At 72.9% G+C, this 24290-nt stretch carries 19 protein-coding genes; 11 read left to right on the top strand and 8 right to left on the bottom strand.

Translation table 11 applies throughout. The annotated features are described in order from the left end of the window. Positions 1-5: 5 nt before the first annotated feature. On the top strand, positions 6-1823 hold the full coding sequence (leuA, locus tag ACIRD8_RS28890) for a 2-isopropylmalate synthase (RefSeq protein ID WP_403997729.1): 1818 nt from the start codon (positions 6-8) through the stop codon (positions 1821-1823). Beyond that, positions 1820-2620: an ABC transporter ATP-binding protein gene (locus ACIRD8_RS28885; RefSeq protein WP_403997726.1), complete on the top strand. Its 801-nt coding sequence runs from the start codon at positions 1820-1822 to the stop codon at positions 2618-2620. Before leuA ends, ACIRD8_RS28885 begins: the two co-directional genes overlap by 4 nt. On the opposite strand, the gene ACIRD8_RS28880 is transcribed toward ACIRD8_RS28885, so the two are convergent. Then, a complete protein-coding gene (locus ACIRD8_RS28880) occupies positions 2568-3587 on the bottom strand; it encodes a LysR family transcriptional regulator (RefSeq protein WP_403997723.1) in 1020 nt (339 codons plus the stop codon). The genes ACIRD8_RS28885 and ACIRD8_RS28880 overlap by 53 nt on opposite strands. A gap of 146 nt (positions 3588-3733) precedes the next feature. Here ACIRD8_RS28880 and ACIRD8_RS28875 point away from each other — a divergent pair, with 146 nt between their 5' ends. Continuing rightward, on the top strand, positions 3734-4609 hold the full coding sequence (locus ACIRD8_RS28875) for an SDR family NAD(P)-dependent oxidoreductase (protein ID WP_403997720.1): 876 nt from the start codon (positions 3734-3736) through the stop codon (positions 4607-4609). Between the two features lie 38 nt (positions 4610-4647). Here ACIRD8_RS28875 and ACIRD8_RS28870 read toward each other — a convergent pair whose 3' ends face one another. From ACIRD8_RS28870 to ACIRD8_RS28845, 6 genes are all read right to left on the bottom strand, one after another. Beyond that, a complete protein-coding gene (locus ACIRD8_RS28870) occupies positions 4648-5976 on the bottom strand; it encodes an enolase C-terminal domain-like protein (RefSeq protein WP_403997718.1) in 1329 nt (442 codons plus the stop codon). 240 nt (positions 5977-6216) lie between these two features. Beyond that, positions 6217-7434: a cysteine desulfurase-like protein gene (locus tag ACIRD8_RS28865; RefSeq protein ID WP_403997715.1), complete on the bottom strand. Its 1218-nt coding sequence runs from the start codon at positions 7432-7434 to the stop codon at positions 6217-6219. 49 nt (positions 7435-7483) lie between these two features. Then, complete coding sequence (locus ACIRD8_RS28860) at positions 7484-8959, bottom strand: aldehyde dehydrogenase family protein (RefSeq protein WP_403997713.1); 1476 nt, start codon at positions 8957-8959, stop codon at positions 7484-7486. 209 nt (positions 8960-9168) lie between these two features. After that, positions 9169-10728 (bottom strand): polysaccharide lyase family 1 protein, encoded by a 1560-nt coding sequence (locus ACIRD8_RS28855; RefSeq protein WP_403997710.1) that lies wholly within the window; start codon positions 10726-10728, stop codon positions 9169-9171. A gap of 324 nt (positions 10729-11052) precedes the next feature. Further along, on the bottom strand, positions 11053-12219 hold the full coding sequence (locus tag ACIRD8_RS28850) for an acyl-CoA dehydrogenase family protein (protein ID WP_403997707.1): 1167 nt from the start codon (positions 12217-12219) through the stop codon (positions 11053-11055). Between the two features lie 45 nt (positions 12220-12264). Beyond that, positions 12265-13473 carry a CaiB/BaiF CoA transferase family protein gene (locus ACIRD8_RS28845; protein ID WP_403997704.1) on the bottom strand — a complete coding sequence of 403 codons (1209 nt, stop codon included), beginning with the start codon at positions 13471-13473 and terminating at the stop codon, positions 12265-12267. 126 nt (positions 13474-13599) lie between these two features. On the opposite strand from ACIRD8_RS28845, the gene ACIRD8_RS28840 reads away from it, so the two are divergent. The 8 genes from ACIRD8_RS28840 (at position 13600) to ACIRD8_RS28805 (ending at position 23288) form a co-directional block, all read left to right on the top strand. Next, entirely contained in the window at positions 13600-14553 is a 954-nt protein-coding gene (locus ACIRD8_RS28840; protein WP_403997701.1) for a LysR family transcriptional regulator, read from the top strand. 198 nt (positions 14554-14751) lie between these two features. After that, the gene (locus ACIRD8_RS28835; protein WP_403997698.1) at positions 14752-16137 is read left to right on the top strand and encodes an MFS transporter; all 1386 of its coding nucleotides are present in this window, start codon (positions 14752-14754) and stop codon (positions 16135-16137) included. Positions 16138-16158: 21 nt separating this feature from the next. Beyond that, positions 16159-17025, top strand: coding sequence for a hypothetical protein (locus ACIRD8_RS28830; RefSeq protein WP_403997695.1), 867 nt, complete (start codon positions 16159-16161; stop codon positions 17023-17025). After that, on the top strand, positions 17022-17837 hold the full coding sequence (locus ACIRD8_RS28825) for an HpcH/HpaI aldolase/citrate lyase family protein (protein WP_403997692.1): 816 nt from the start codon (positions 17022-17024) through the stop codon (positions 17835-17837). The genes ACIRD8_RS28830 and ACIRD8_RS28825 overlap by 4 nt, the downstream gene beginning before the upstream one ends. A 158-nt stretch (positions 17838-17995) precedes the next feature. After that, a complete protein-coding gene (locus ACIRD8_RS28820; protein WP_403997689.1) occupies positions 17996-19066 on the top strand; it encodes a glycoside hydrolase family 43 protein in 1071 nt (356 codons plus the stop codon). Between the two features lie 145 nt (positions 19067-19211). Next, a complete protein-coding gene (locus tag ACIRD8_RS28815; protein WP_403997687.1) occupies positions 19212-20651 on the top strand; it encodes a hypothetical protein in 1440 nt (479 codons plus the stop codon). A 103-nt stretch (positions 20652-20754) separates the two neighbouring features. Continuing rightward, positions 20755-22044 (top strand): AAA family ATPase, encoded by a 1290-nt coding sequence (locus ACIRD8_RS28810; protein ID WP_403997684.1) that lies wholly within the window; start codon positions 20755-20757, stop codon positions 22042-22044. Beyond that, positions 22041-23288, top strand: a complete 1248-nt coding sequence (locus tag ACIRD8_RS28805; RefSeq protein WP_403997681.1) for a VWA-like domain-containing protein — start codon at positions 22041-22043, stop codon at positions 23286-23288. The genes ACIRD8_RS28810 and ACIRD8_RS28805 overlap by 4 nt, the downstream gene beginning before the upstream one ends. A gap of 50 nt (positions 23289-23338) precedes the next feature. Here ACIRD8_RS28805 and ACIRD8_RS28800 read toward each other — a convergent pair whose 3' ends face one another. After that, the gene (locus ACIRD8_RS28800; RefSeq protein WP_403997678.1) at positions 23339-24280 is read right to left on the bottom strand and encodes an SDR family oxidoreductase; all 942 of its coding nucleotides are present in this window, start codon (positions 24278-24280) and stop codon (positions 23339-23341) included. Positions 24281-24290: the final 10 nt, after the last annotated feature.

The following is a 24290-nucleotide window of genomic DNA, read 5'->3' as shown; positions in this document are numbered from 1 at the left end:
CCGCGATGACCGACTCCTCCGCCCCACCGGTTCCCTCCGGGGCCACCGCGTTCCCCACCCTCCGCACCCCCTCCGGCGCCCTCCCGGCGGACGCACCGGCCTGGAACCCCCAGCGCCCGGGCTCCATGCCCCACCACCGCTACCGCCCCGCCCACGACCGGGTGGCGCTGCCCCTGGCGGACCGCACCTGGCCCGCGCGCCGGCTGGAACGGGCCCCGCTGTGGGTCCCCGTCGACCTGCGGGACGGCAACCAGGCGCTGGCCGAGCCCATGGACACCGAGCGCAAGCGCCGCTTCTTCGACCTGCTGGTCGCCATGGGCTACAAGGAGATCGAGGTCGGCTACCCGTCCGCCAGCCGGACGGACTTCGACTTCGTACGCCACCTCGCGGAGAGCGGCGCGGTGCCCGACGACGTGACGGTCTCCGTGTTCACACCGGCCCGCAAGGACCTGATCGACCGGACCGTCGACTCCGTCGAGGGGCTCCCCCGCACCCTGGTCCACCTCTACACGGCCACCGCGCCCGTGTGGCGGGACGTCGTCCTGGGACGGTCCCGCGCCGAGGTCCACGCGCTGATCAGGGAGGCCGCCAGGCATCTGATGCGGCGTGCCGGGGAACGGCCGGGTGCGGACATCCGGTTCGAGTTCTCCCCCGAGGTCTTCAACCTCACCGAGCCGGACTTCGTCCTGGAGATCTGCGACGGCCTCACCGAGCTGTGGGAGGCGAGCCCGGACCGGCCGGTGATCCACAACCTGCCGGCCACGGTGGAGATCGCGACCCCCACCGTGTACGCCGACCAGATCGAGTACATGCACCGCCATCTGGCGCGCCGCGACTCCGTGATCCTCTCCGTGCACCCGCACAACGACCGGGGCACGGGCGTGGCCTGCGCCGAACTCGCCGTGATGGCGGGCGCCCAGCGGGTGGAGGGCTGCCTGTTCGGCAACGGCGAGCGCACGGGCAACGTCGACCTGGTGACGCTGGCCCTCAACCTGTACGCGCAGGGCGTCGACCCGATGATCGACTTCTCGGACATCGACGCGGTCCGCGACGTGGTGGAGCACTGCAACCGGCTGCCGGTCCACCCCCGGCACCCGTACGGCGGCGAGCTCGTACACACCGCGTTCTCCGGCACCCACCAGGACGCCATCGCCAAGGGCATGGCCCACCACGCGAAGCGGGCCGCCGAGTCCGGGACGAGCGCCGAGGAGGCCCCCTGGGAGGTGCCGTACCTGCCCATCGACCCGGGTGACATCGGCCGTACGTACGAAGAGGTCATCCGCATCAACTCCCAGTCGGGGAAGGGCGGCATCGCCCATCTGCTCCGCACCCACCACGGGCTGGACCTGCCGCAGGCGATGCGCCCGGACTTCTCTCGCACCGTGCAGCACGTCACGGACAGCACCGGGCGGGAGCTCTCGCACGAGGAGCTGTGGGACCTCTTCCGGGCCACGTACATCACCCCCGCCCATCACGGCACGCTCACGCTGGAGTCCTGGTCCACCTCGGAGACCGCGCCCGGTGAGCACGAGTTCACCTGTGAGCTGCGCGCCGGCGGGCAGGTCCGCTCCCGCCGGGGCACCGGGAACGGCCCGCTGTCCGCGCTGGCGGACGCCCTGCGTTCTGCCGGGGTCACGGTCGATGTCCTGGGCCACGCCGAACACTCCACCACCACCGGGACCGGCAGCCCCGCCGTCGCCTACGCCGAGTGCCGTGCGGATGGGGTCACCCGCTGGGGTGCCGGCTGGGACACCTCGGTCCTGGCCGCCTCCGTCCACGCCGTCATGGCCGCCGTCAACCGTGCAGGAGCACAGACCCGATGACAGAAACACCCCCGGTACTCCGTGTCCACGACGTGGACCTGGTGCGCGACGGGAACCACATCCTGAGCGAGGTGTCGCTGACCGTGCGGGCCGGCGAGCACTGGGCCCTGCTCGGTGCGAACGGCGCCGGGAAGAGCACGCTGCTCAGCCTCCTCGGAGCGCTCTCGCACCCCACCCGCGGCACGGTCGAGGTACTCGGACACGAGCTGGGCCGGGTCGATCTGCGCCACCTGCGCACGTACGTCGGCCATGTCGACCCGCGCCATGCGCTGCGCTCACCGCTGAAGGTCCGGGACGTCGTCCTGACGGGCCTGACGAACAGCATCGAGCCCGTGCCGCGCTGGAGGCCGACGCCGGATCAGGTGGCCCTGGCCGACAGCCTCACCGGCCTGCTGGGCCTCGCGGAACGGCGTGAGGCACGGTGGCCGACGCTGTCCCAGGGCGAGCGGGGGCGGGCCCTGATCGCACGGGCCCTCATGCCGCGGCCGCGGCTGCTGCTCCTGGACGAACCGGCGACGGGTCTGGACGTCGCGGGCCGCGAGCAGCTGATCGAGCGGATCGACACCCTTCAGCAGAGCTCGCCGGAGCTGGCGTCGGTCCTGGTCACGCACCATCTGGAGGAGCTGCCTCCGGGCACGACCCATGTGATGCTGCTGCGTGACGGGCGGTGCCTGGCATCGGGGCCCGCCGACGAGGTGCTGACCAGCGATCAGGTCAGCAAGTGCTTCGACCACCCGGTCCACCTCAGCCGCTTCGAGGGCCGGTGGAGCGTACGGACGAGCCGTCGGCCCCGCTGAGCCGGGAACGCCTCGCTCCGGACGGCTCAGTCTGCCGGAACCGCGGGTCAGCCTCCGCGGACCGGGCGGGCTGAGCCGCGGCGCCCCGGACCGGCACCCGGAACGATGTGACGGCGTGTCCGACGAAGCGCCGGATGCCCGGCGTCGTCCGCTCCTTCGGCCAGACCAGCCGCAGGGGCACCGCGGGCCCGTCCTCCAGGCGGAGGCTGACGGTCCCCTCGGGCGCACCGGCGCCGTCCGACGGCTGGGCGGCGAGCGCGACCGCCTGCCCGAGCCGGACGACCGCCAGCATCTGCAGGCCGTCGCTCACCTGGGGGCCCGGCGTCCCCGGCAGCCCGTCCGGCCAGAGGCCCGGGTCGTCGAGCTGGGCACCCGGGCCCACCCAGCGGAGCAGCGGTTCACCGGCGAGGTCGTCGACCTTCAGGGTCTCCCTGCCGGCCAGCCGGTGCCGGGCGCTCACCAGCACGCAGACGGGTTCGTGGCGCAGCACCACGCTGTTCAGTCCGTGGTCGCGCAGGGGTGCACGCCAGAGGGCGAGGTCGGCCTGCCCCGACCGCAGCCGGCCGAGCTGGTCGTCGATCGTGCCGACGGCCATCCGGGCCGGGTGCGCGGGGCCGGCCTCGTTGTACGACCGGATCATGCCGTCCAGGAGGGCCGCGTCGCAGCCGGGCCCGGTCACCGTCACCGAGGCGTGCTGCTCGGCCGCCCGGCGTACCCGCGACGTCACGTTCCCTGCCTGTGCCAGCAGGGACCTGCCCTCTTCGAGCATCGCGTGGCCGGCGGCGGTGAGCGTGACGCCCTTCGGGGTACGCAGCAGCAGAGTGGTGCCCATGGTCCTCTCCAGGGCCAGGACCGCCCGGGAGAGTGCGGGCTGGGTCATCGCCAGCCGTTGCGCGGCGCGGGTGAAATTGCCCTCCTCCGCCACGGCGATGAAGTAGTGGACCTGCCGGATCTCCACATCACCCATGCGGACATCCTCCCACCTGAGGGCATGCCGGAGGGGCATCGGGCCATGCCGGATCGGAACTTCCATGATCGGGTCCCGGCCTGTCTGCTGGGTCCACGGACGGAGGGCGACCGCCCCCGGACGAGGCATCGGAACGGGAGCACGGGATGACTGAGCACACTCCGAAGGCAGTGGTGACGGCCGGCACCGGCGGCATAGGTCTGGAGACGGCCCTCGGGCTGGCGCGTCAGGGGTGGGACGTCACCCTCGTCGCCCGCGACCCGGCCCGGGGGGAGGCGGCGGTGGCCCGTGTCGACGAGGCCGCCGGGCGCCCCGCGGGCCGTTTCGTCCGGGCGGAGTTGTCGTCCCTCGCCGAGACCGGGCGGCTGGGGGAGCGGCTCGCCGCCGAAGGCCCGCTGGACCTGCTGGTGAACAACGTGGGCGGCATGTGGACCGAGCGGTGGGAGGGTCCGGAGGGCATCGAGGCGAGCATCGCCCTCAACCACCTGTCGCCCTACGTCCTGACCGAAGCGCTTCTCGACGCGCTCGCCGCAGCGGCCCCGAGCCGCATCGTGAACGTCACGTCGTCCGCCATCACCGCTGCCCAGGCCGTGTTCGAGGACGCGGAACCGCCGGGTCCCCACTACGGTCTGGCCGCCACGGGACGGGCCAAGCTGGCCCATCTCGCGCACTCGACGGAGCTCGCCGTGCGTCTCGCGCCCAGAGGCATCTCGGTGATCGCCGCCGACCCCGGGGCCGCCGCGACGGGCAACGCGGCGCTCATGACCATCGACATCCTGCCGCCGGCCATGCGGCCCTACTGGGAGCAGATCCAGAAGGGTGTCTCGGCGCCCGTCGCCGCCGCCGCGACGGGCCCCCTGGCGGCAGCTCTCGACCCGGCGCTGGAAGGGCGCACCGGTCTGGTCGTGGGGCCCGACGGGACGGTGGATGACACGCTCCTCGGCTTCGTCACACCCGAGGTCACCGAGGCCGTGCGCCGGTGGACCGCGGAGCTCATGGCGACGGCGGCACAGGCGTCCTGACGGGGCGGCGGACGGGGGCCGGGGCCGGGGGCCGGGGGCTACCGCACCAGGCAGGGCCGCTTGGCGTCGAACGTCCAGCCGGGCACGAGGTACTGCATGGCCTCGGCGTCGTCCCGCGCCCCCAGCGCCTCCTTGCGGTAGAGCTCGTGGGCGGCGAGGAGGCGGTCCATGTCGAGTTCGACGCCCAGCCCGGGGGCGTCGGGCACGGCGATCTCACCGCCGACGATGCGCGGCGGGTCGACGGTGAGCCGCTCCAGGCCCTCCTGCCAGATCCAGTGCGTGTCCAGGGCGTTGTACTCGCCCGGGGCGGCGGCACCGCAGTGCGTGATCATGGCCAGGGAGATGTCGAAGTGGTTGTTGGAGTGGCAGCCCCAGGTCAGGCCCATCGCGTTGCAGAGCTGGGCCACGCGCACGGAGCCCTGCATGGTCCAGAAGTGCGGGTCTGCCAGCGGGATGGACACCGACTGGAGGGCCAGGGCGTGGGTCAGCTGGCGCCAGTCGGTGGCGATCATGTTGGTCGCGGTCGGCAGGCCGGTGGCGCGGCGGAACTCGGCGAGGACCTCGCGTCCCGAGTAGCCGTCCTCCGCCCCGCAGGGGTCCTCGGCGTAGGCGAGCGTGCCCACCAGCGGGGAGCACAGCTCGACCGCCTCGCGCAGGGACCAGGCGCTGTTCGGGTCCAGGGTGATTCGCGCCTCGGGGAAGCGTTCCTTGAGGGCGCGTACGGACCGGACCTCCTCCGCGCCCGCGAGAACCCCGCCCTTGAGCTTGAAGTCCCGGAAGCCGTACAGCTCGTGGGCCGCCTCGGCCTGGCGGACGATCGCCTCGGGGGTGAGGGCCTCCTCGTGCCGGACGCGGTACCAGTCGACGTCGGCGTCCGGTTCCCGGACGTAGTCCAGGTCCGTGCGGTCGGGGTCGCCGACGTGGAAGAGGTAGCCCAGCACCCGTACGGAGTCCCGCTGCTGCCCGTCGCCGAGCAGCGCCGCGACCGGTACGCCGAGGTGCCGGCCCAGCAGGTCGAGCAGCGCCGACTCGACGGCGGTGACGGCGTGCACGGTGGTCCGCAGGTCGAAGGTCTGGGCCCCGCGTCCGCCCGTGTCCCGGCCCGCGAACCGGCTCCCGATCTCGCGCAGGACCCGCTTGTAGTCGCCCAGCTTCGCGCCGACGACCAGCGGCTCGGCGTCGCGCAGGGTCCGGGTGATCTTCTCGCCGCCGGGCACCTCCCCCAGTCCCGTACGGCCTTCGGAGTCCTTGAGGACGACGATGTTGCGGGTGAAGAAGGGGCCGTGCGCGCCGGAGAGGTTCAGCTCCATGCAGTCGCGCCCCGCGACGGGATAGACGGCGAAGTGGGTGATGGTCGGCTGGTTCATGCTGGTCGGGTTCCTTGGGTGCGAGAGGGACGCCGGACGGGGAGCGGGAGGTTCGGACGCCGAGGACGCCGAGGTCCGCCGCGCTGGACCGCCCCCACAGCTCTCATCTTCATACGCAGATGACATACATGTATGAGAACTGAGGTTAGGCGTGTGAACGCGACCCGGTCAATGGCCGCGGCACGGACGGCGCCGGCCGGCGCACACCCCTGCCGCGGCCGGACAGCCGAGGAGTCCCCGTCAGCGGCGGGGTACGTCGAGCGCCTCCAGGAGCCGGTCCACGTCGTCGTCGCACGTGTAGGGCGCGAGACCGACGCGTACGCCGCCCTCCTCGCCCAGTCCGAGCCGGCGGGACGCCTCCAGGGCGTAGAAGGATCCGGCCGGTGCGTCCACGCCGCGCTCGGCCAGCTGCCGGGAGACGTCCTCCGGGGTCCTGTCCACCACGGTGAACAGGGTGGTCGGGGTGCGCCGTTGCGCGCGGGAGTACACCGTGACGCCGTCCAGCGTGGCCAGGCCGTCCTCGATGCGTCCGCGCAGCCGGTCCTCGTGCGAGGCGAGCGCCGTGAAGGCGCGGACCAGCCCTTCCCGACGGCTGCCCGCGCCGGGGACGAGGCCGGCGAGGAAGTCCACGGCCGCCGTCGCGCCCGCCAGCAGTTCGTAGGGCAGCGTGCCCAGTTCGAAGCGCTCGGGCACGGCGTCGCTGGAGGGCAGCAGCTTGTCCGGCCGCAGGCTGTGGAGCAGTTCCCGCCGTCCGGTCAGTACGCCGAGATGCGGTCCGAGGAATTTGTACGGCGAGCAGACCAGGGTGTCCGCGCCGAGTGCGGCCAGGTCGACGGTCGCGTGCGAGGCGTAGTGCACCGCGTCGACGTGGAGGAGCGCGCCGGCTCCGTGCGCCAGCGCCGCGAGGGCCGGGACGTCGGGGCAGGTGCCGATAAGGTTGGAGGCGGCGGTGACGGCGACGAGCCGGGTGCGGTCGGACAGCACGGCCTGGAGGTGCCCGGGTCCGAGCTCACCGGTCGCGGGGTCGAAGTCCGCCCACCGGACCGTCGCGCCCACCGCTTCGGCGGCCTGCACCCATGGCCGTATGTTCGAGTCGTGGTCCAGCCGTGAGACCACCACCTCGTCCCCCGGGCCCCAGCCCTTGGCCAGGGTGCGCGACAGGTCGTAGACGAGTTGTGTGGCGCTGCGCCCGAACACCACCGAACCGGGCTCCGAGCCGAGCAGATCGGCCAGGGCCGACCGCGCCCCGGCCACGATCGCCTCGGCGTTGCGTCCGCCCTCCGTGAGTATGCCGCGGTTGGCCAGTGGACGGGTGAGGGACTCGGTGATCGCGTCGATCACCTGCTGGGGCGTCTGGGTGCCGCCGGGGGCGTCGAAGCGGGCGGTCCCCGCCTTCAGGGCCGGGAAGCAGGCGCGGACCGCCTGCACGTCGAGGGTGGGGAAGCTGTCACTGCTCAAGGGGTACTCCGGGAGGGGAAGGGCGGGCGGGGACCGTGCGGGGCACCGTTCAGAACGGGTAGCGCTCGATGCGTGCCTGGGCGGTGATCCACTGCACCTCGGAGAAGGTGTCCAGACTCGCCTTGCCCCCGAAGCGGCCCCCTGTCCCGGAGGCCTTGGTGCCGCCGAAGGGGGCCACCGCCTCGTCGTCCACGGTCTGGTCGTTGATGTGCACCGCGCCCGATTCGATCCGGTCGGCGAGTTCCCACGCGGCGAAGGCGTCACCCGTGAGGATCGACACGGACAGCCCGTACTCGGAGGAGTTGATGATGTCGATGGCCTCGTCCACGGTCTCGTACGCGACGACGGGAGCGACCGGGCCGAACACCTCCTCGGCGAACGCCGGCGAGTCGAGTGGGACACCCGTCAGGACGGTGGGGCGGTAGAACAGACCGTCGTAGGTGCCGCCCGCCGCGAGCTCGGCGCCCTGCTCGACCGTGCGCGTGACGATCGAGTGGATCCTGTCGCGCTGCCGCTCGTCGATGACCGGGCCGAGCGGGTTGGCCGGGTCGGCGGGGTCGCCGACCGGGATGCCGTTCGCCTTCCCGGCGAGCGCGGCGGCGTACTCGGCGGCCTGGGAGACGTGCACCAGATGACGTCCGGTGGTCATGCAGATCTGGCCCTGGTGCAGGAAGGATCCCCAGGCACCGGCCGAAGCCGCGGCCTCGAGGTCGGCGTCGGGGAGGACCAGGAGGGCGTTGTTGCCGCCCAGTTCCAGATGGACCTTCTTGAGCAGCGGGGCGGCCGCCGTACCGATGGCGCGGCCGGCGGGGGTGGAGCCGGTGAAGGAGATGCACGGCACGTCCGGGTGCGCGACCAGGGCCTCGCCGACGTCGGCGCCGCCCGGCAGGACGTGCAGCAGCCCTTCGGGCAGTCCGGCGTCGGCCAGCAGTTCCGCGAGGGCGAGGCCGCCGGAGACCGGGGTGCGCGGATCGGGCTTGAGGACCACGGCGTTGCCCGCGGCCAGCGCCGGTGCCACGGAACGCAGGGCGAGGATGGCCGGGAAGTTGAACGGGCTGATGACGCCCACGACGCCCAGCGGGACGCGGCGCACGGCGGAGAGCCTGGACTTGGAGCTCCGCAGCAGTTCCCCGTAGGGCTCCGACGTCAGTGCGGCGGCCTCGTTGAGCTCCGAGACGAGCAGACCGACCTCGAACTGCGCCTTGCCCTGCCCGGACCCGGATTCCGGGACGAGCCACCGCACGATGCGGTCCGGGTCGGCGGCGAGCAGGGCGGACGCCCTGACGAAGACCTGGGCCCGCTCGGCGTAGGCGAGCTTCGCCCAGGCGCGCTGCGCCGTCCTCGCCGAGGCGACGGAGGTGTCGAGGTCCCCGGCCGTGGCCGCGCCCACGGTCGCGACGACCTCGCCGGTGGCGGGGGCGGTGACCTCGAAGGTGCCGCCGCCCGCGGCTCGCCAGGAGCCGTCGAAGATCTTCCCGGACCAGATCGGCCCGGACGCCGACGGGGCGGTGTCTGTGCTGGTCATGATGAGTTCCTCTCGCGGGTCGGGGCCGGCCTGCCGGTGGGGAGGCGGACCGGGCGGTCCGCCGATTCCACCACAGGCCCCGTACCCGGCCACCGCCCCGGCGCACGACTCCCGCCGCACGTGAACGGGGGCCGTCGCGTCCGACGGCCCCCGTTCCGGACGGGTCAGGCGGCGAGCCGCGGTCCCGGACGCGTGCCGGGACCGCCCCGCTATCCGGCGTACGTCTCGAACTCGGCCACCTTCGGTGTCCCGGTGGAGCCGGTGATCTCGAAGGTGATCTTCTTCAGCGAGGTCTGGGGCACCGCGATGACGCCCGCCCCGCTGCCGGAGGCCAGCACCGCGCCGGTGTCACCGTTGAGGACCTTCCAGGTACCGATGCCGCCGGTGGAGCCCGACGCCTCGCGGATGTTGACCTTCGAGACGGAGGTGGCGGTCGCCCACTTGACCGAGACGGAACCGGTCGAGCCGGCCGGCGACCACGAGGTGTTCAGGTCACCGTCCCGTACGTTGCCGTAGCTGGTCCCGGCGGCCTTGCTGGAGCCGTCGGCGCCGGCACCGAGGCTGAGGTTGGTCCCGCTGGGCTGGGTGGGGTCGGGCGTGGGGTCCGTCGGGTCCGGGGTCGGGTCCGTCGGGCCGGTGGTCGGGTCCGGCGTCTGCGGCGAGCAGTTGCCGTCCGACACCTTCAGGCCCTTGCCTGCGCCGGCCGTCGCCGTCACGATGCCCGGCACGCAGCTCGCGGCGTCGAGGCTGTACGCGTAGGGGATGCTGACGGTGGTGTTGGACTTCGGGTCGGGACCGGCGGGGTTGTTCTCGCTGCCGGGTGCGGACCAGGTCACGTTGTCGAAGGTGTTGCCGCTGACCTGCCAGTACCCGGCCGCGTCGGTGTAGAACGTGCCCAGGACGTCCTTGGAGTCCTTGAAGTAGTTGTTGTCCACCTTGGCACGCGCGCCCGCCCGGGAGTTGATGCCGGACTCGTTGAGCTTCACGTAGTAGTTGTTGTAGATGTGGGCGATGCCGCCGCGCAGCAGGGGCGCGCGCGAGTCGATGTTCTCGTACAGGTTGTGGTGGTACGTGATGTAGCCGTTCGAGAGCTCGGTCTCGCTGGACCCGACCAGGCCGCCACGGCCGGAGTTGCGCAGGGTGCTGTAGGACAGCGTGACGTACTGGGTGTTGGCCTTCATGTCGAAGAGGCCGTCGTAGCCCTCCGACTCGCCGCCCGACGCCTCGAGGGTGGTGTGGTCGACCCAGACGTTGCGGACGTCGCTCTCCATGCCGATGGCGTCACCGCCGTTGGACGTGGGCGAGCCGGACTTCTTGACGTTCTTGACGGTCACGTTCTGGATGATGATGTTGCTGGACTGGCGGATGTGGATGCCCAGCTGGTCGAAGACGGCTCCGCTGCCGACGCCGACGATCGTGACGTTGCTGATCTGCTTGAGCTCGATCACACCGGCGGCGGTGTTGCAGCTGTCGCCTGACACCTTGGCGGTGTTGCCGTGGTTGATCGTGCCCTCGACCTCGATGGTGATCGGGGTGCTGCTGCTGGCCCGGTTGCACAGGGCCGTGTGGATCGCCGTACCCGTGGTGGCCCGCACCGTCGTCCCGCCGGCACCGCCGGTGGTCCCGCCGTTCTGGGTCGCGTATCCGGTGGCACTCCCGGTCACCGCCGCCGACGCCGCCTCGGGCATCGACAGCACCACGCCGGTCGCGGCCGCCACGGCCAGTGTGGCCAGCCCGGCGTTGAGTCGCAGCGCGACTGGTCGTCTCATCTTCGTGTCCCCATTCGTCTTCACGTGCTGGGTGTCGCCGCGGTCGCAACGGCGGACCGGCGGGGCCGCCGTCACCGGGCGGCCCCCGTCGGCCTCGTAAAAGCCCTGCACCGGACCGGTGGCGGCTCGTGCGCGTCTGTCGCGACGGCCGTCGCGACAGACGCTTCCACCGGACGGAATCAGGAGGGGAAAGCGCTTTCTGTCCGCGACAATAGAGCGCCCACGGTCAAGCTGACAAGGTTCATGACACGTACGGACTCCGGTTTCACCCGTCGGCACTCCGACTGCAACACCCCTGTACGGCAAAGGAGTTCGGCGCCCGGTTCAGGCGTCGAGACCTCCGCGCCTGACCAGCTGGCTCGCGATGACGTTGCGCTGGATCTCGTTGGTGCCCTCGCCGACGATCATCAGCGGGGCGTCACGGAAGTAGCGCTCCACGTCGAATTCGGTCGAGTAGCCGTAACCGCCGTGGATGCGTACGGCGTTGAGGGCGATCTGCATGGCCGTCTCGGAGGCGAACAGCTTCGCCATGCCCGCCTCCATGTCCACGCGCCGCCCGGCGTCCGCCTCGCGGGCCGCGTACAGGGTGAGCTGGCGGGCGGCGGTGAGAGACGTCGCCATGTCGGCGAGGTAGTTGCCGATGGACTGGTGCTTCCAGATCGGCTGCCCGAAGGACTCGCGCTCCTGGGCGTAGGCGAGGGAGTCCTCCAGCGCTGCCCGGCCGACGCCGAGCGCGCGGGCGGCGACCTGGAGACGGCCGGTCTCCAGGCCCTTCATCATCTGGGCGAACCCGTCGCCCTCCGCTCCGCCGAGCACCGCGTCGGCCGGCGCCCGGTAGCCCTCGAAGGAGAGTTCGCAGCTCTCCACGCCCTTGTAGCCCAGCTTGGGGAGATCGCGGGAGACCGTCAGCCCGGGGCCGTGTTCGACGAGCAGGATGGAGATGCCCTTGTGCGCCGGGGACGCCTGCGGGTCCGTCTTGCACAGCAGGGCGATCAGCTGCGAGCGCCGCGAGTTGGTGATCCAGGTCTTCGCGCCGTCGATCACGTAACCCTCGCCGTCCTTGCGGGCGACCGTGCGCATGGCCTGGAGGTCGGAGCCGCCGCCCGGCTCGGTCAGGGCCATGGTGGCCCTGACCTCGCCGGTGGCCATCCTCGGCAGGTACCGCCGCTTCTGCTCCTCGGTGCCGAAGCGGAGCAGCAGCTTGGCGACCACGGTGTGTCCGCCCATGGCACCGGCCAGGCTCATCCAGCCGCGCGCCAGCTCCTCGGTGATGAGGACGTAGCAAGGGGTGGACACGGGGGTGCCGCCGTACTCCTCCGGGACGGCGAGGCCGAAGATGCCGAGCTCCTTCATCTGCTCGATCAGGGCCTCGGGGTAGGTGTCGGTGTGGTCGAGTTCCCGCGCGACGGGCTTGATGTCCTTGTCGACGAAGTCGTGCACCGTGCTGACGATGAACTGCTCGTCCTCGGAGAGGATGTCGAGGGTGCTCATGTGGGGCGGCCTCCTTGCCGCGGGTCCTGCTCGCGTGTCGGGTGGTCAGATGGCGCCGTGGGCGCGCAGGGCGGCGATCCGGTCCGGGGTGTGGCCCAGCTCGGCGAGGATCCGTTCGGTGTGCTCACCGACGGCGGGGACCGCGTCCATGCGCGGGGCGGTGCCGGCCAGGTCGACGGGCGGCAGCAGGGCCGTCATCGTCGCCCCACCGGGTACGGGCACCTCCCGCCAGCGGTCCCGGCCGGCCAGCACGGGGTGTTCCAGGAACTGCTTCACGTCGTTGACGGGGGCGTTGGCGATGCCGATGGTGTCGAGCAGCTCCATCACCTCACCGCTGTCCGACGCGGCGATCCTCCCGGCCAGCAGCGCGTCGACCTCCTCGCGGTGGCGCACCCGGGCGGATCCGGTGGCGTAGCGCGGGTCGCCGGCGAGGCCGGGGTCGCCGAGGAACTTCTCGCAGAGGGCGGCCCATTCGCGTTCGTTCTGCACGGAGAGCAGGACGTCCTTGCCGTCGGCCGCCGTGTAGGTGCCGTACGGCGCGATGGTGGCGTGCCGGGTACCGACGCGCGGCGGCTGCGTCCCGCTGTACGCCGTGTAGTACGCGGGCTGGCTCATCCATTCGGCCAGCGCCTCGAACAGCGAGACCTCCACGGCCCGTACGGAACCGCGCGTCGCCCGGGTGAAGAGCGCGGTGAGGATGCCGCTGTAGGCGTACATGCCCGCGGCGATGTCGGCGACCGACACCCCGACCCGCGCGGCCTCCTCGGCGCTGCCGGTCAGCGAGACCAGGCCGGTCTGGCACTGCACGAGCAGGTCGTAGGCCTTGCGGTCCGCCCAGGGCCCGCTCGATCCGTAGCCGGTGACGGAGCACGGGATGAGTGACGGGAACCGCTTCGCCAGCTCGTCGGCGCCGAGGCCCATGCGGGCTGCGGCGCCGGGTGCCAGGTTCTGCACGAACACATCGGCGCCTGCCAGGAGTTCCTCCAGGACCGCCCGGCCCTCCTCCGACTTCAGGTCCAGGGTCAGCGATTCCTTGGAGCGGTTCAGCCACACGAAGTAACTGGACTGGCCGTGCACCGTGGTGTCGTACGCCCGGGCGAAGTCCCCGTCGCCCGGGCGCTCCACCTTGATCACCCGGGCTCCGAGGTCGGCGAGCTGGCGGGTGGCGAAGGGGGCGGCCACCGCCTGCTCGATGCTCACGACCGTGATGCCGGACAGCGGCAGGTCATCGGCGGGCGGTGCGTTCTCTGCCATGCGTTGTCCTCCGAGGTGTCGGTGACCCGAGCGGGAGTACCATCATGTGCACTCATGTGAGGCCGAGGGAAATAACAATTCGTGATGCTGCCATGCGGGCCGCGGATGCCGGAAGAGGGACGCACCATGGACGTCAAGCAGCTCAAGGCACTCATCACGGTCGCCGAGGTGGGCAGCGTGACCCGCGCCGCCGAGCTGCTCCACCTGGTGCAGCCCGCCGTCACCCGGCAGATCCGCACCCTGGAGGAGGAGCTCGGTGTCGCCCTCTTCCGGCGTACGCGCCAGGGCATGCGGCCCACCGAGGCCGGCGAGATCATGGTCGACCGGGCGCGCCGGGCCCTGAGCGAGCTGGAGCGGGCGCGCGCCGAGGTGCAGCCCAGCCCGGGTGAGGTGACGGGCATCGTCACGGTGGGGCTGCTGGAGAGCACGAGCGATCTGCTCGCCGAGCCGCTGGTGTCGGCCGTCGGCGCGGCCCATCCGGGTGTGGAGCTGCGGCTGATGACGGGGTACTCCGGCCATCTCCAGCGGTGGCTCGACGACGGTGACCTGGACCTCACCCTGCTGTACAACCTGGACAGCTCCCCGTCACTCAACGCCCGCCCCCTGGTGCGCGAGCGCCTGTGGGCGGTTGCCCCGGCGGCTGCCGGACTGCGGGCCGACCGCCCGGTCGCCTTCGCCGACGTGGCGGCGCACCCCCTGGTGATGCCCGCCGCGGGCCATGCCCTGCGCACCCTGATCGACGCGGCGGCGGCCCGGTCCGGGAGCCCGATGGACGTCGCCGTACAGACCAACGCGATGCGTGTGCAGAAGCAGCTCGTGCTGGCGGGGCACGGCTGGACGGTGCTGCCCGGTGTCGGTATCGCCGAGGACGTCGCGGACGGCACGCTGAGCGCCGCGCCTCTGTGCGAACCCGATGTGTGGCGGTCGATCGTCCTCGGCACCCCTCGGTACCGGCGGGTCCCGCCCGCCGTCGAGGTCGTCGCCCGGGAGCTGGTCCTCCGCGTGGAGGCGGCCGTGTCGCAGGGACGGTGGCCATCGGCGCAGCTGCACACGTCCGGCGAACCGGGCACCGGAGCCTGACGGCTGCGCCCCCGGGACGCGCTCGGGGTGCCGGGCCACCGTCATGCGGTCGAGTCATACGGGCATCACGGATTTCTATTGTTCTTCCGCCTCGATCAGCACTCATGATGTGGGGCACGTGAGCCGCCGGGGACGCCGAGCACATGGGGCCGCCCGAGCCGCAGCGTCACCCGGGCGACGAGAGCAACGGAGCTTCCCATGCCGCAGAGCCGCACACCCGCACCGCCCACGCCCGACCGACCGCGCGTCGTAGCGAACGTCGTACGCGGCTGTCTGGGCAACCTCGTCGAGTGGTACGACTGGTTCGCCTACGCCACGTTCAGCATCTACTTCGCTTCGGTGTTCTTCCCCGAGGGAGACCGGACGGCCCAGCTGCTCTCCACCGCGGTCGTCTTCGCGGTCGGCTTCTTCATGCGCCCCCTCGGCGGCTGGCTGCTCGGCGCGTACGCGGACCGGTTCGGCCGGCGCCGCGCGCTGACCCTGTCGGTCACCCTCATGAGCGCCGGGTCCCTGACCATCGCGCTCGCCCCCGGCCACGACGTCATCGGCCTGTGGGCGCCTGCCCTGCTGGTCCTGGCCCGGCTGGCCCAGGGCCTGTCCGTGGGAGGGGAGTTCGGCTCCAGCGCCTCCTACCTCTCGGAGGTCGCTCCGGCGGGACGGCGCGGCTTCTACTCCAGCTTCCAGTACGTCTCGATCGTGATGGGCCAGCTGGCCGCGCTGCTCGTGGCGATCGTCCTGCAGCACCTGCTCACCGAGGAGCAGTTGCACGGCTGGGGGTGGCGCGTCCCCTTCCTGATCGGCGCCGTGGCCGGTCTGGTCGTGATGTACCTGCGCCGCAGCATGGAGGAGTCCGAGCACTTCCGGAAGGAGCAGGCGCGCACCGCCGGCGGGCTTCCCGAGAGCTCCGGAACGCCCGAACGCAAGGGCCTCGTCGCGCTGTTCGCCGAGTACCCGCGCCAGCTCCTCGCGGTCTTCGGCCTCGCCATCGGCGGCACCGTCGCCTTCTACACGTACACCACCTACCTCCAGAAGTACCTGGTGAACACCGCGGGCATCGCCAAGCCGACGGTCACTCTGATCGGCTTCGCCGCGCTGTTCGTCTACATGCTGATGCAGCCCGCCGTGGGCGCCCTGTCCGACCGCATCGGCCGCCGCCCGGTGATGTTCGCGTTCTCCGGCGGCTGCATGCTGCTGACCGTGCCGCTCATGACGCTCCTCGGCCGCACCAGCAGCCCCTGGATCGCCTTCCTCCTGATGACGGTGGCCCTGACCTTCGTCACCGGCTACTCCGCGCTGGCCGCGATCATCAAGGCGGAGATGTTCCCCACCAAGGTCCGCGCGCTCGGCGTGGGGCTGCCACACGCCCTGGTCACGGCCACCTTCGGCGGGCTGACCGAGCCCATCGCGCTCGCCCTGAAGGACGGCGGCCGCGAGACACTCTTCTTCTGGTACGTCACCGGATGCGTCGGCCTGACCTTCCTGGCCACCCTGCTCGTACGGGAACCGTCCCGCACCTCCCATCTCGACACCCCTGAGGCACCGGCCGCCGCTCCGCGGCCGTCGAAGACCGCACCGCTCGCCTGAATCACGAGGTCCGATCCCCCGATGCAGCCCGCACCCCTCGGCTCCTACGTCGAGACCTGGCACCCCGAGCCCGTCACCGCCCACGACCCGATGGACCCCGGCCCCACCGCCGCCGTGTCCGCCCTCCTGGACCTGCCCGGGCCCGCCGCGGGGGCCGGTGACCCGCTGCCGCCGCTGTGGCAGTGGTTCCACTTCCTGCACTGGCCCGCCCAGCACGAGCTCGGACCCGACGGCCATCTGCGCGACGCCCGCTTCCTGCCGCCCCTTCCCGACCGGCAGCGCATGTTCGCCGGCGGACGCAGCCGGATCGTCCACCCCCTGCGCCTGGGCGAACCGGCCGAACGCGTCAGCAGCCTGGGCGCGGTGACGCCGAAGCACGGCCGCAGCGGGGAACTGCTCTTCGTGACCGAGCGTCAGGAGTTCCGCCAGTCCGGCCGCACCTGCCTGGTGGAGGAACAGGACATCGTCTACCGGTCCGGCCGCAGCGCCGGTGCTCCGCACCCGGCCACCGTCGACGACCGCACGGTCCCGGCCGCCGGGGAGCCCTGGCGGCTCCGCGCCCAGCCCGACCCGACGCTGCTGTTCCGGCTGAGCGCGCTCACGGCCAACGCCCACCGCATCCACTACGACGCCCCGTACTGCCGTGATACCGAGGGCTATCCGGGGCTCGTCGTCCACGGCCCGCTGCTCGCCCTCCTCATGCTGGACGTGGTCCGGCGCGAGGCCCCGGAACGCCAGGTGGGCGCGCTCTCCTTCAGGCTGCGGCGTCCGGCGTTCGCGGGAGAGCACCTCCTCGCCGAGGGCAGCCCCTCGGACACGGGTGCGCTGCTGCGCACCGCCACCCACCGCGACACCCGTCACGCCACCGCCGAGGTGACCTTCGCATGAGCGCCTCCCTCGCGGTCGCGGCCGCCCGCACCCTGCTGTTCGTACCGGGCGACCGCCCCGACCGCTTCGACAAGGCCGCGGACTCCGGCGCCGACCTCGTGGTCGTCGACCTGGAGGACGCGGTCGCCGCCGAGGACAAGAACCGGGCCCGCCGGGCCGTCGCCGGCTGGCACGGGCCCCGGGACCGTACGGTCGTACGCGTGAACGCGCCCGGCACGCCGTGGTTCGAGGCAGATCTGGACACGGCGGCCGGGCTCGGCTGCCTGGTGATGGTGCCGAAGGCCGAGGACCCGGCGGTCCTGGCCAGGATCGCCGCCCGCTGCACAACGGTCCCGCTCATCGAGACGGCGCTCGGCGTCGAGCGGGCGTACGAGGTGTGTTCCGTACCGGGTGTCGTGCGCGCCGCGTTCGGCAATGTGGACCTCGCGGCGCAGCTCGGCGTCGCCCCCGACGACACCCTCGCGCTGGCCCACGCCCGCTCCCGCCTCGTCCTGGCCTCGGCGGCCGCCGGGGCCGCCCCGCCGGTGGACGGGGTCACGACCGCGGTGCGGGACACCGGGGCACTGGCCGCGGACACGGCCCACGCCCGCCGGCTCGGCTTCTCGGGCAAGCTCTGCGTCCATCCGGCGCAGATCGCCCCGGTCGCCGCGGGCTTCGCCCCGACGGAGAGCGAACTGCGGTGGGCGCGGGCGGTCCTGGGCGCGGGGGACGCGGTCACGACCGTCGACGGGCACATGGTCGACAAGCCGGTCCTGGACCGCGCCCGCGGGATTCTGGCGCGGTCCACGGAGGTTGCACATCCGCGCGACTGACGATTGACATGTGCAGGACCATTCACGATGCTGTGGGAGCGCTCTTTTCATCGATGTACAAGCCGGTTCGATTCGTCGAGGTACACCTCGGCGTGACGGCCGGCCTGCCCCTCCCCCGGTGCCGCGTCGGCGCCGGGCCCGACCCGTGGAGCGGGATGATGACGTTCTCTCGTCGCTTTGCCGGTGCCGCCGCCTTCGCTCTCTCCGTCGTGCTCGCCGCCGCGATGTCCCTCTCCTCCGCCGAGCCCGCGCGGGCGGAGCAGACCGGTCTGCGCGCCGCCGATCCCAGCGTGCTGCGCGTCGGGAGCACGTACGTCTCGGTGGAGTCGACCGGGGGCGGAATCGCCGTACGGCAGGCTTCGTCGACGGCGGCCCTGGCCTCGGCGCCCGCGCGTCAGGTCTGGTCGGACACCGGGGGCCTCGGCGAGGTCTGGGCCCCGGAGATCGTGCGGGACGGCGGCCGTTACTACATCTACTTCACGGCCGGGCGGGGTGCGGCCCACCGGATGTACGTCATCGACTCCGCCACCGCCGACAGCGGGTACTCCGCCGGGACGAAGCTCGCGCTGGCCGACGACAAGTGGGCCATCGACGGCACGCTGTTCACGTTCGGCGGGCAGCGCTGGTTCGTCTGGTCCGGCTGGGAGGGCGACAGCAACGTCGAGCAGAACCTCTACATCAGCTGGATGAGCAGCCCGAGCACACCCTCCGGCGCCAGGTACGTCATCTCGCAGCCACGGGAGAGCTGGGAGCGCGTGGTCGGCAACCCGTTCATCAACGAGGCGCCCGAGGCGATCAAGGACCCGAACGGCCAGCTGCACATCACCTACTCCGCCAACGGCAGCTGGAGCGACCGGTACTGCCTGGCCGACCTGCGGCTCCGGGCCGGCGGTGACCCCACGTACGTATGGGACTGGTACAAGTCGAACGGCTGCCTGTTCGGCTCCGACCGCGCGACGATGATGCCCGGCTGGGACCCGACCCTGTACGTCGACGGGCCCGGCCACCACAGCTTCGTCCTGCTCGACGGCGACATCGCGACGAGCCCGCCGGCCGGTCCGCGGTTCCCCCTGATGTTCCACGCGGTCGCGAAGGGGACGCCGTACTCCTGGGAGAACCGGCACTGGTACACAGGGACGTTCAGCTGGTGGGGCGACATCACCTACAGCCGTGCGAACGTCCCGGGCGACCCCACCAGCACCGGCTGGAGCCTCAAGTTCTTCGAGTGACACGGACGCGGGGGCGCACGGACGGGTGCGCTGCGGCGCCGTACGGAAATGCGTGGCCCCGTGAGCGAGTTCGGGCTACGCTCCCGCCGATGACTACTCCAGGTGTACGCAGATTGGGGGTCCCGTCCGCGCAAGGTGAGTGCTGATGCTCACCAGGACCGCGTTCGAGGATTCCCGCCTTTCCTTCTGGCTGCGCGTGCGCGAGATCGCCGTGCCGCCCTCCATGATCGAGACCGCGACGGTCCGGCGCACCGCCGGCGACTGGGCGGGGGCGTGCGCCGCCGCCGGATTCGACGTCGACCTCGACCTCCGTACCGCCGGCCGTGTCCACGGCGGCGAACTGGCCGCCCGCCTCCGGGCGGACCTGCGCCGGCTCGCACCGGATCTGCTGCGGTGGCACATGCCCCGCACCGCACCCGACGGTTTCCTGCGGGCCGGTACGTCCGTCACGCTCGTCCGGTACGACGGGCCCGGTCGTACACGTCCGGTGCACCTCGTCGCGCGTACCGCTCCCGCGTGGGCGGACGCCGGACAGCGGATCAGCCTCGCGCTGTGGGACGGCCGCGTGACGCCCGGGTGGGACACCGGGCCGCGCGGTTACCGCGCCCCCGACCGGCGGTTCCGGCTGGATCTGCACCGCCATCTCTGGGACGCGGACCGCAGCGGTGAGCTGCGCGGGCGTTCCGGGGCCGACGGGCCGGGAGGCCTGCTCCCTCCATCGGGGGCTGCCGGCCGGACCGTACCGGCGTGGGCCCCGGGCCTGCCCGGCGCGGAGCGGTTCGCGGTCGGCCGGTGGGCCGCCGAGGCGGCTCTGCTGCTGAGCGCGGACGGCCGTGCCGGGGACGGCCGCGTGGTGGTCAGGCTCGGCGCCCGGCAGCGTCTTCTCCTGGACGTACGGTCCTCCCCGGAGGACCCGGCGGCAGATGGCGGACCGCCCGAGGTGCTGTCCGCCCGGGTCGTACGGGCCGGTGCCTGCGCGGGACTTCCCGTGCTGCCCGACGCCGCCACCTGGGTCCTGCCCGACCTGGAACTGCTGCGGGGCGGCTGGATCGCACCCGGCCGGCTGCATCCGCTGGTCGCGGCGGCCCTGGAGCCCGGCACACCGCCGCCCGACGCCACGGATCCTGGCACGGGCGGCCGTGCCGTGCCGCGCGTCGTGGACTGCCGGGGCGCCCGGCACCGGATCGGTCCGGTCGACGGGGTGCTGGTTCCGCTGGACCACGATCCCGCCGAGATCCGGCGGGAGGAACTGCTCGCCGCGCTCACCGGTACGCCGCTCCCCTGCCTCCAGGTCATCGATCTGGCGCACCGCCGGCCGGACTGGCTCGCCGATGTCCGTGACCGGCTGGCCCACGGGGATGCGGCGGGTGCGCTGGCCCGGGTCGAGAGCGTGCTCGGTGCCGGGGCCCGGCTCCGGGACGGCGATCTGCGCGACGCGCTTCTGGACGCCGCCCGCCGGCGGGTCAGGCACGGCCTGTTCAGGGCGGGCCTGACCCCGCTCGCCCCCGGGGAGCCGCCGCCCGTACGGACGTCCTCCCGGCCCGCCGCCCACCGCTCCCGCCCCCGGCGAGCGGCCTCCACCTGACCTCCGACGGCGGATCCGCAGGACCGCCCCCGCCTTTGCCGTGCCCCCGGGCGCCCTTGACAGCGGGCGCCGACAGCCTTCGACGACCCACAGGTGATGCCTCATGACCACGTACGCCCCGACCCCGTCCGACACTTCTGCCCCGTCCGACCCCTCTGCCCCTGCCGCGCCTTCTCCCGCCCCGGCCTCCCGGCTCGACGTGTCCGGGGCGCTGCTCGGCCTGCTGCGGGACACGACCACCGCGCCACGCACGGATCCGCAGCTGGAGGCGCTGACCCTGGCCGTGGCGGCGGACCTGCCGGTCCTGCTGTGGGGCGAGCCGGGCATCGGCAAGACGGCCGCGCTCACCCAGCTCGCCACCACCCTCGACCTGCCGCTGACCACGGTGATCGCCAGCGTGCACGAGCCGTCGGACTTCTCCGGCCTCCCCGTCATCGGGGAGGATCCGGCGGAGAACGGCATCCCGATGGCACCGCCGGACTGGGCGGTCCGGCTGGTGAGGGCGGGCCGTGGCCTGCTGTTCCTCGACGAACTCTCCACCGCGCCGCCGGCCGTCCAGGCGGCACTGCTGCGGCTCGTGCTCGAACGCCGGGTCGGCGCCCTGCGCCTGCCGCCGGGTGTGCGGATCGTGGCCGCCGCCAACCCCCGGTCCTCCGCCGCCGACGGCTGGGAGCTGAGCCCGCCGCTCGCCAACCGGTTCGTCCATCTGCAGTGGGTCCATGACGCCGATGTCGTGGTGCGTGGCCTCGGTGGGGTCTGGCCGACGGCCGACCTGCCGGTGCTCGACGGCACGAGGCTGCCGGAAGCCGTGGCGTTCGCCCGCCGCGCGGTCTGCGGGCTGCTGGGTGCACGGCCCGCCCTCGTGCACCGGCTGCCGTCGACCGAGGCCCGGCGCGGCGGGGCGTGGCCGTCACCGCGCAGCTGGGACATGGCGCTGTGCCTGACCGCCTTCGCGACGGCCGCCGGCGCCTCGCGCGACGTCCTGTCGATGCTGGTCAGAGGGACGGTGGGGGACGGTCCGGGGCTGGAGTTCCTGGCCTACCTCGACCGGATGGACCTGCCCGATCCGGAGGACCTGCTGGCCGATCCGGGGAGCGCGGAGCTGCCGGACCGGGGCGACCTGCGCCAGGCGACGCTGGACGCGGTGGTCGCCGCGGTCCGCTCGCGCCCCGGGAAGGACCGGTGGGACGCCGCCTGGGCCCTGCTGGCGAGGGCGGCGGATACCGGGGCTCCGGACCTCCTGGTCGTACCGGCGACGACGCTGGCCACGCTCCGCCGTGACGACTGGGAGGTGCCGGCTTCGATCGAGGGGCTCGCGGGGGCGGTGTCCGTATCGCGGCGGGCCGGCCTGGCGGAGGTGCGGGCCCTCGACGTGACACGGGCGGGCCGATGAGGGCGCCCGCCCCCGGACCCGTACTGGACACCGGGAAGCTCTTCGCGGCCCGCCTCCAGGCGGCACGCGTACGCCCGTACCTGGCGACGGCGCTGTTCGCCCTGCGCCCGGTGGAGTCCCGCGGCGTGCCGACCATGGCGGTCGATCCGTACTGGCGGTGCTACGTGTCCCCCGCCTTCGTGGACCGTACGCCCGTGGAGGAGCTGGCCGGTGTCTGGGTGCACGAGGTGTCGCACCTGCTCCGCGACCACCACGGGCGCGGTGACCGCTACGCGCACCGGCACGGGCTGACCGGACCTGCGGAGCGGCTGCGGATGAACATCGCGGCCGACTGCGAGATCAACGACGACATCTTCGGTGAGGGTCTGGTGGGGCCCGAGGGAGCCGTCCGCCCGGAATCCCTGGGGCTGAAGGACGGCGAGCTGATGGAGGACTACCTCCGGCAGTTCCGCCTCGGGCCGCACACCGCGCACCTGGCGTGGCTGGAGTGCGGCAGCGGTGCGGACGGCCTGCCCCGCCCGTGGGACCTGGGCCCGGGCGGGGCGCACGGGCTCAGCACGCAGGAGCGGGACGCGGTCCGCTTCCGGGTGGCGCAGGGCATCGTCGGGCGTCCGGGGAACGCGCCCGCCGGATGGCGGCGGTGGGCGGAGGAGGCGTTCCACCCGCCGCAGCCCTGGCGGGAGTTGCTCGGTGCGGCCGTACGGGCGGCGGCCTCCGCGCCGGGCACGGGCGAGGACTACGTGTACGGCAGGCCGGCGCGCCGCTCGGCCGCGGTCCCGGGCGCCGTCCTGCCGAGCCTGCGGCGCAGGCCGACGCGGGTGGTCGTGGTGATCGACACCTCGGGCTCGGTCAGCGACGCCGAACTGGGCAGCGCGCTGCTGGAGGTGGCGGCGATCTCACGGGCCGTCGGCGGCCGCCGCGACCTCGTGGGCGTGCTGCCGTGCGACGCGGCGGCCGGCCGGGTCCGCCCCCTGTGCGGCGGCACGGAGGGCGTCGAACTGCTGGGCGGCGGCGGAACGGATCTGCGTACGGGCTTCTCCCGCGCCCTGGAATCCCGCCCCCGCCCGGACGTCGTGGTGATGCTGACCGACGGCCAGACCCCGTGGCCGTCCCGGCGCCCGCCGTGCCGGACGGTGGTGGGCCTGTTCGGCCGCCACCACCGGCGTTCGTCCTACGACGAGTCCGATGCCGAGTACACCCCGGACGGCCCACCCGCATGGGCGCGGGTGGTGACCATCGGGTGAGGGCTCCCCGGCGCGCGGCCCGTACCGCGGAACCTCGTACCGGCCGGGGTTCAGACGGCCGGGGTGCGGAAGTAGTGCCCCTTGCCGAGATCGTCGATGAGCCCCGGCTGCGTGGGCTGCCACCCCGTCAGTTCACGGGTCGCCGCGCTGGAGGCGGGCTGGTCGGCGGCGAGCACCATGGCCAGCCAGCCGAAGTGCTCGCCCGCGTCCTCCGGCGGTACGGAGGCGACCGGCACGTCCAGGTGGCGGCCGATGACCTCGGCGATGTCGCGGAGGGCCACTCCCTCGTCGGCGACGGCGTGCAGTGTCGTCCCCGCCGGGGCGGTCTCCAGCGCGACGCGGAACATGTGCGCGGAGTCCAGACGGTGGACGGCGGGCCAGCGGTTGGTGCCGTCGCCGTAGTAGCCCGCGACGCCCTTGTCGCGGGCGGTCCGGACCAGGGCCGCGACGAAGCCCTCGTCCCCCTCTCCGTGGTTCGTCCGCGGCAGGCGCACGACGGACGGGCGGACACCGCGGGAGGCGAGTGAGAGCGTCCACTCGGCGGTGGCCGTCCGGGCCGCCGGTCCGGCGAGCACCGGATCACCGGCGGCGCCCGGGGCGGTCTCGTGCCCGTCGAGCTCGGTCGCCGCCCGGCCGGGCACCACGGGCGTCCCCGAGGCGAGGACGAACGGCTTGTCCGAACCGGTCAGCGCCTCCCCCATCGCCTCGACCGCGCGGCGGTCCGCATCGGCGGCGCCCTTGAAATCCCCTCCCTCGAAGGCGAGCTCATGGTTGAACGCGAGATGGATCACGCCGTCCGCCGAGGCGGAAGCGCTGCGCAGGACGTCGAGATCGTCGAGACTGCCGCGGACCACCGTGACCCCGGCCGCGGTCAGGGCGTCGGCGGAGGCGTCCGAACGGGCGAGCCCGACGACCTGGTGGCCTGCTCCGACGAGGTCGGGGACGACGGCGGAGCCGATCCAGCCGGACGCGCCGGTGACGAAAACACGCATGTGAAACGAC

It is taken from the genome of Streptomyces sp. NPDC102451, assembly GCF_044765485.1.
Classification (GTDB): domain Bacteria; phylum Actinomycetota; class Actinomycetes; order Streptomycetales; family Streptomycetaceae; genus Streptomyces.
This window is presented reverse-complemented; position numbering and strand designations above follow the sequence as displayed.

Coding starts and splice junctions, on each gene's coding strand:
- ACIRD8_RS28855 (WP_403997710.1), bottom strand. CDS start 10,728: ATGAGACGACCAGTCGCGCTGCGACTCAACGCCGGGCTGGCCACACTG.
- ACIRD8_RS28830 (WP_403997695.1), top strand. CDS start 16,159: ATGCAGCCCGCACCCCTCGGCTCCTACGTCGAGACCTGGCACCCCGAG.
- ACIRD8_RS28840 (WP_403997701.1), top strand. CDS start 13,600: ATGGACGTCAAGCAGCTCAAGGCACTCATCACGGTCGCCGAGGTGGGC.
- ACIRD8_RS28825 (WP_403997692.1), top strand. CDS start 17,022: ATGAGCGCCTCCCTCGCGGTCGCGGCCGCCCGCACCCTGCTGTTCGTA.
- ACIRD8_RS28870 (WP_403997718.1), bottom strand. CDS start 5,976: ATGAACCAGCCGACCATCACCCACTTCGCCGTCTATCCCGTCGCGGGG.
- ACIRD8_RS28810 (WP_403997684.1), top strand. CDS start 20,755: ATGACCACGTACGCCCCGACCCCGTCCGACACTTCTGCCCCGTCCGAC.
- ACIRD8_RS28860 (WP_403997713.1), bottom strand. CDS start 8,959: ATGACCAGCACAGACACCGCCCCGTCGGCGTCCGGGCCGATCTGGTCC.
- ACIRD8_RS28880 (WP_403997723.1), bottom strand. CDS start 3,587: ATGGGTGATGTGGAGATCCGGCAGGTCCACTACTTCATCGCCGTGGCG.
- ACIRD8_RS28875 (WP_403997720.1), top strand. CDS start 3,734: ATGACTGAGCACACTCCGAAGGCAGTGGTGACGGCCGGCACCGGCGGC.
- ACIRD8_RS28850 (WP_403997707.1), bottom strand. CDS start 12,219: ATGAGCACCCTCGACATCCTCTCCGAGGACGAGCAGTTCATCGTCAGC.
- ACIRD8_RS28835 (WP_403997698.1), top strand. CDS start 14,752: ATGCCGCAGAGCCGCACACCCGCACCGCCCACGCCCGACCGACCGCGC.
- ACIRD8_RS28805 (WP_403997681.1), top strand. CDS start 22,041: ATGAGGGCGCCCGCCCCCGGACCCGTACTGGACACCGGGAAGCTCTTC.
- ACIRD8_RS28815 (WP_403997687.1), top strand. CDS start 19,212: ATGCTCACCAGGACCGCGTTCGAGGATTCCCGCCTTTCCTTCTGGCTG.
- ACIRD8_RS28820 (WP_403997689.1), top strand. CDS start 17,996: ATGACGTTCTCTCGTCGCTTTGCCGGTGCCGCCGCCTTCGCTCTCTCC.
- ACIRD8_RS28885 (WP_403997726.1), top strand. CDS start 1,820: ATGACAGAAACACCCCCGGTACTCCGTGTCCACGACGTGGACCTGGTG.
- ACIRD8_RS28800 (WP_403997678.1), bottom strand. CDS start 24,280: ATGCGTGTTTTCGTCACCGGCGCGTCCGGCTGGATCGGCTCCGCCGTC.
- ACIRD8_RS28845 (WP_403997704.1), bottom strand. CDS start 13,473: ATGGCAGAGAACGCACCGCCCGCCGATGACCTGCCGCTGTCCGGCATC.
- leuA (WP_403997729.1), top strand. CDS start 6: ATGACCGACTCCTCCGCCCCACCGGTTCCCTCCGGGGCCACCGCGTTC.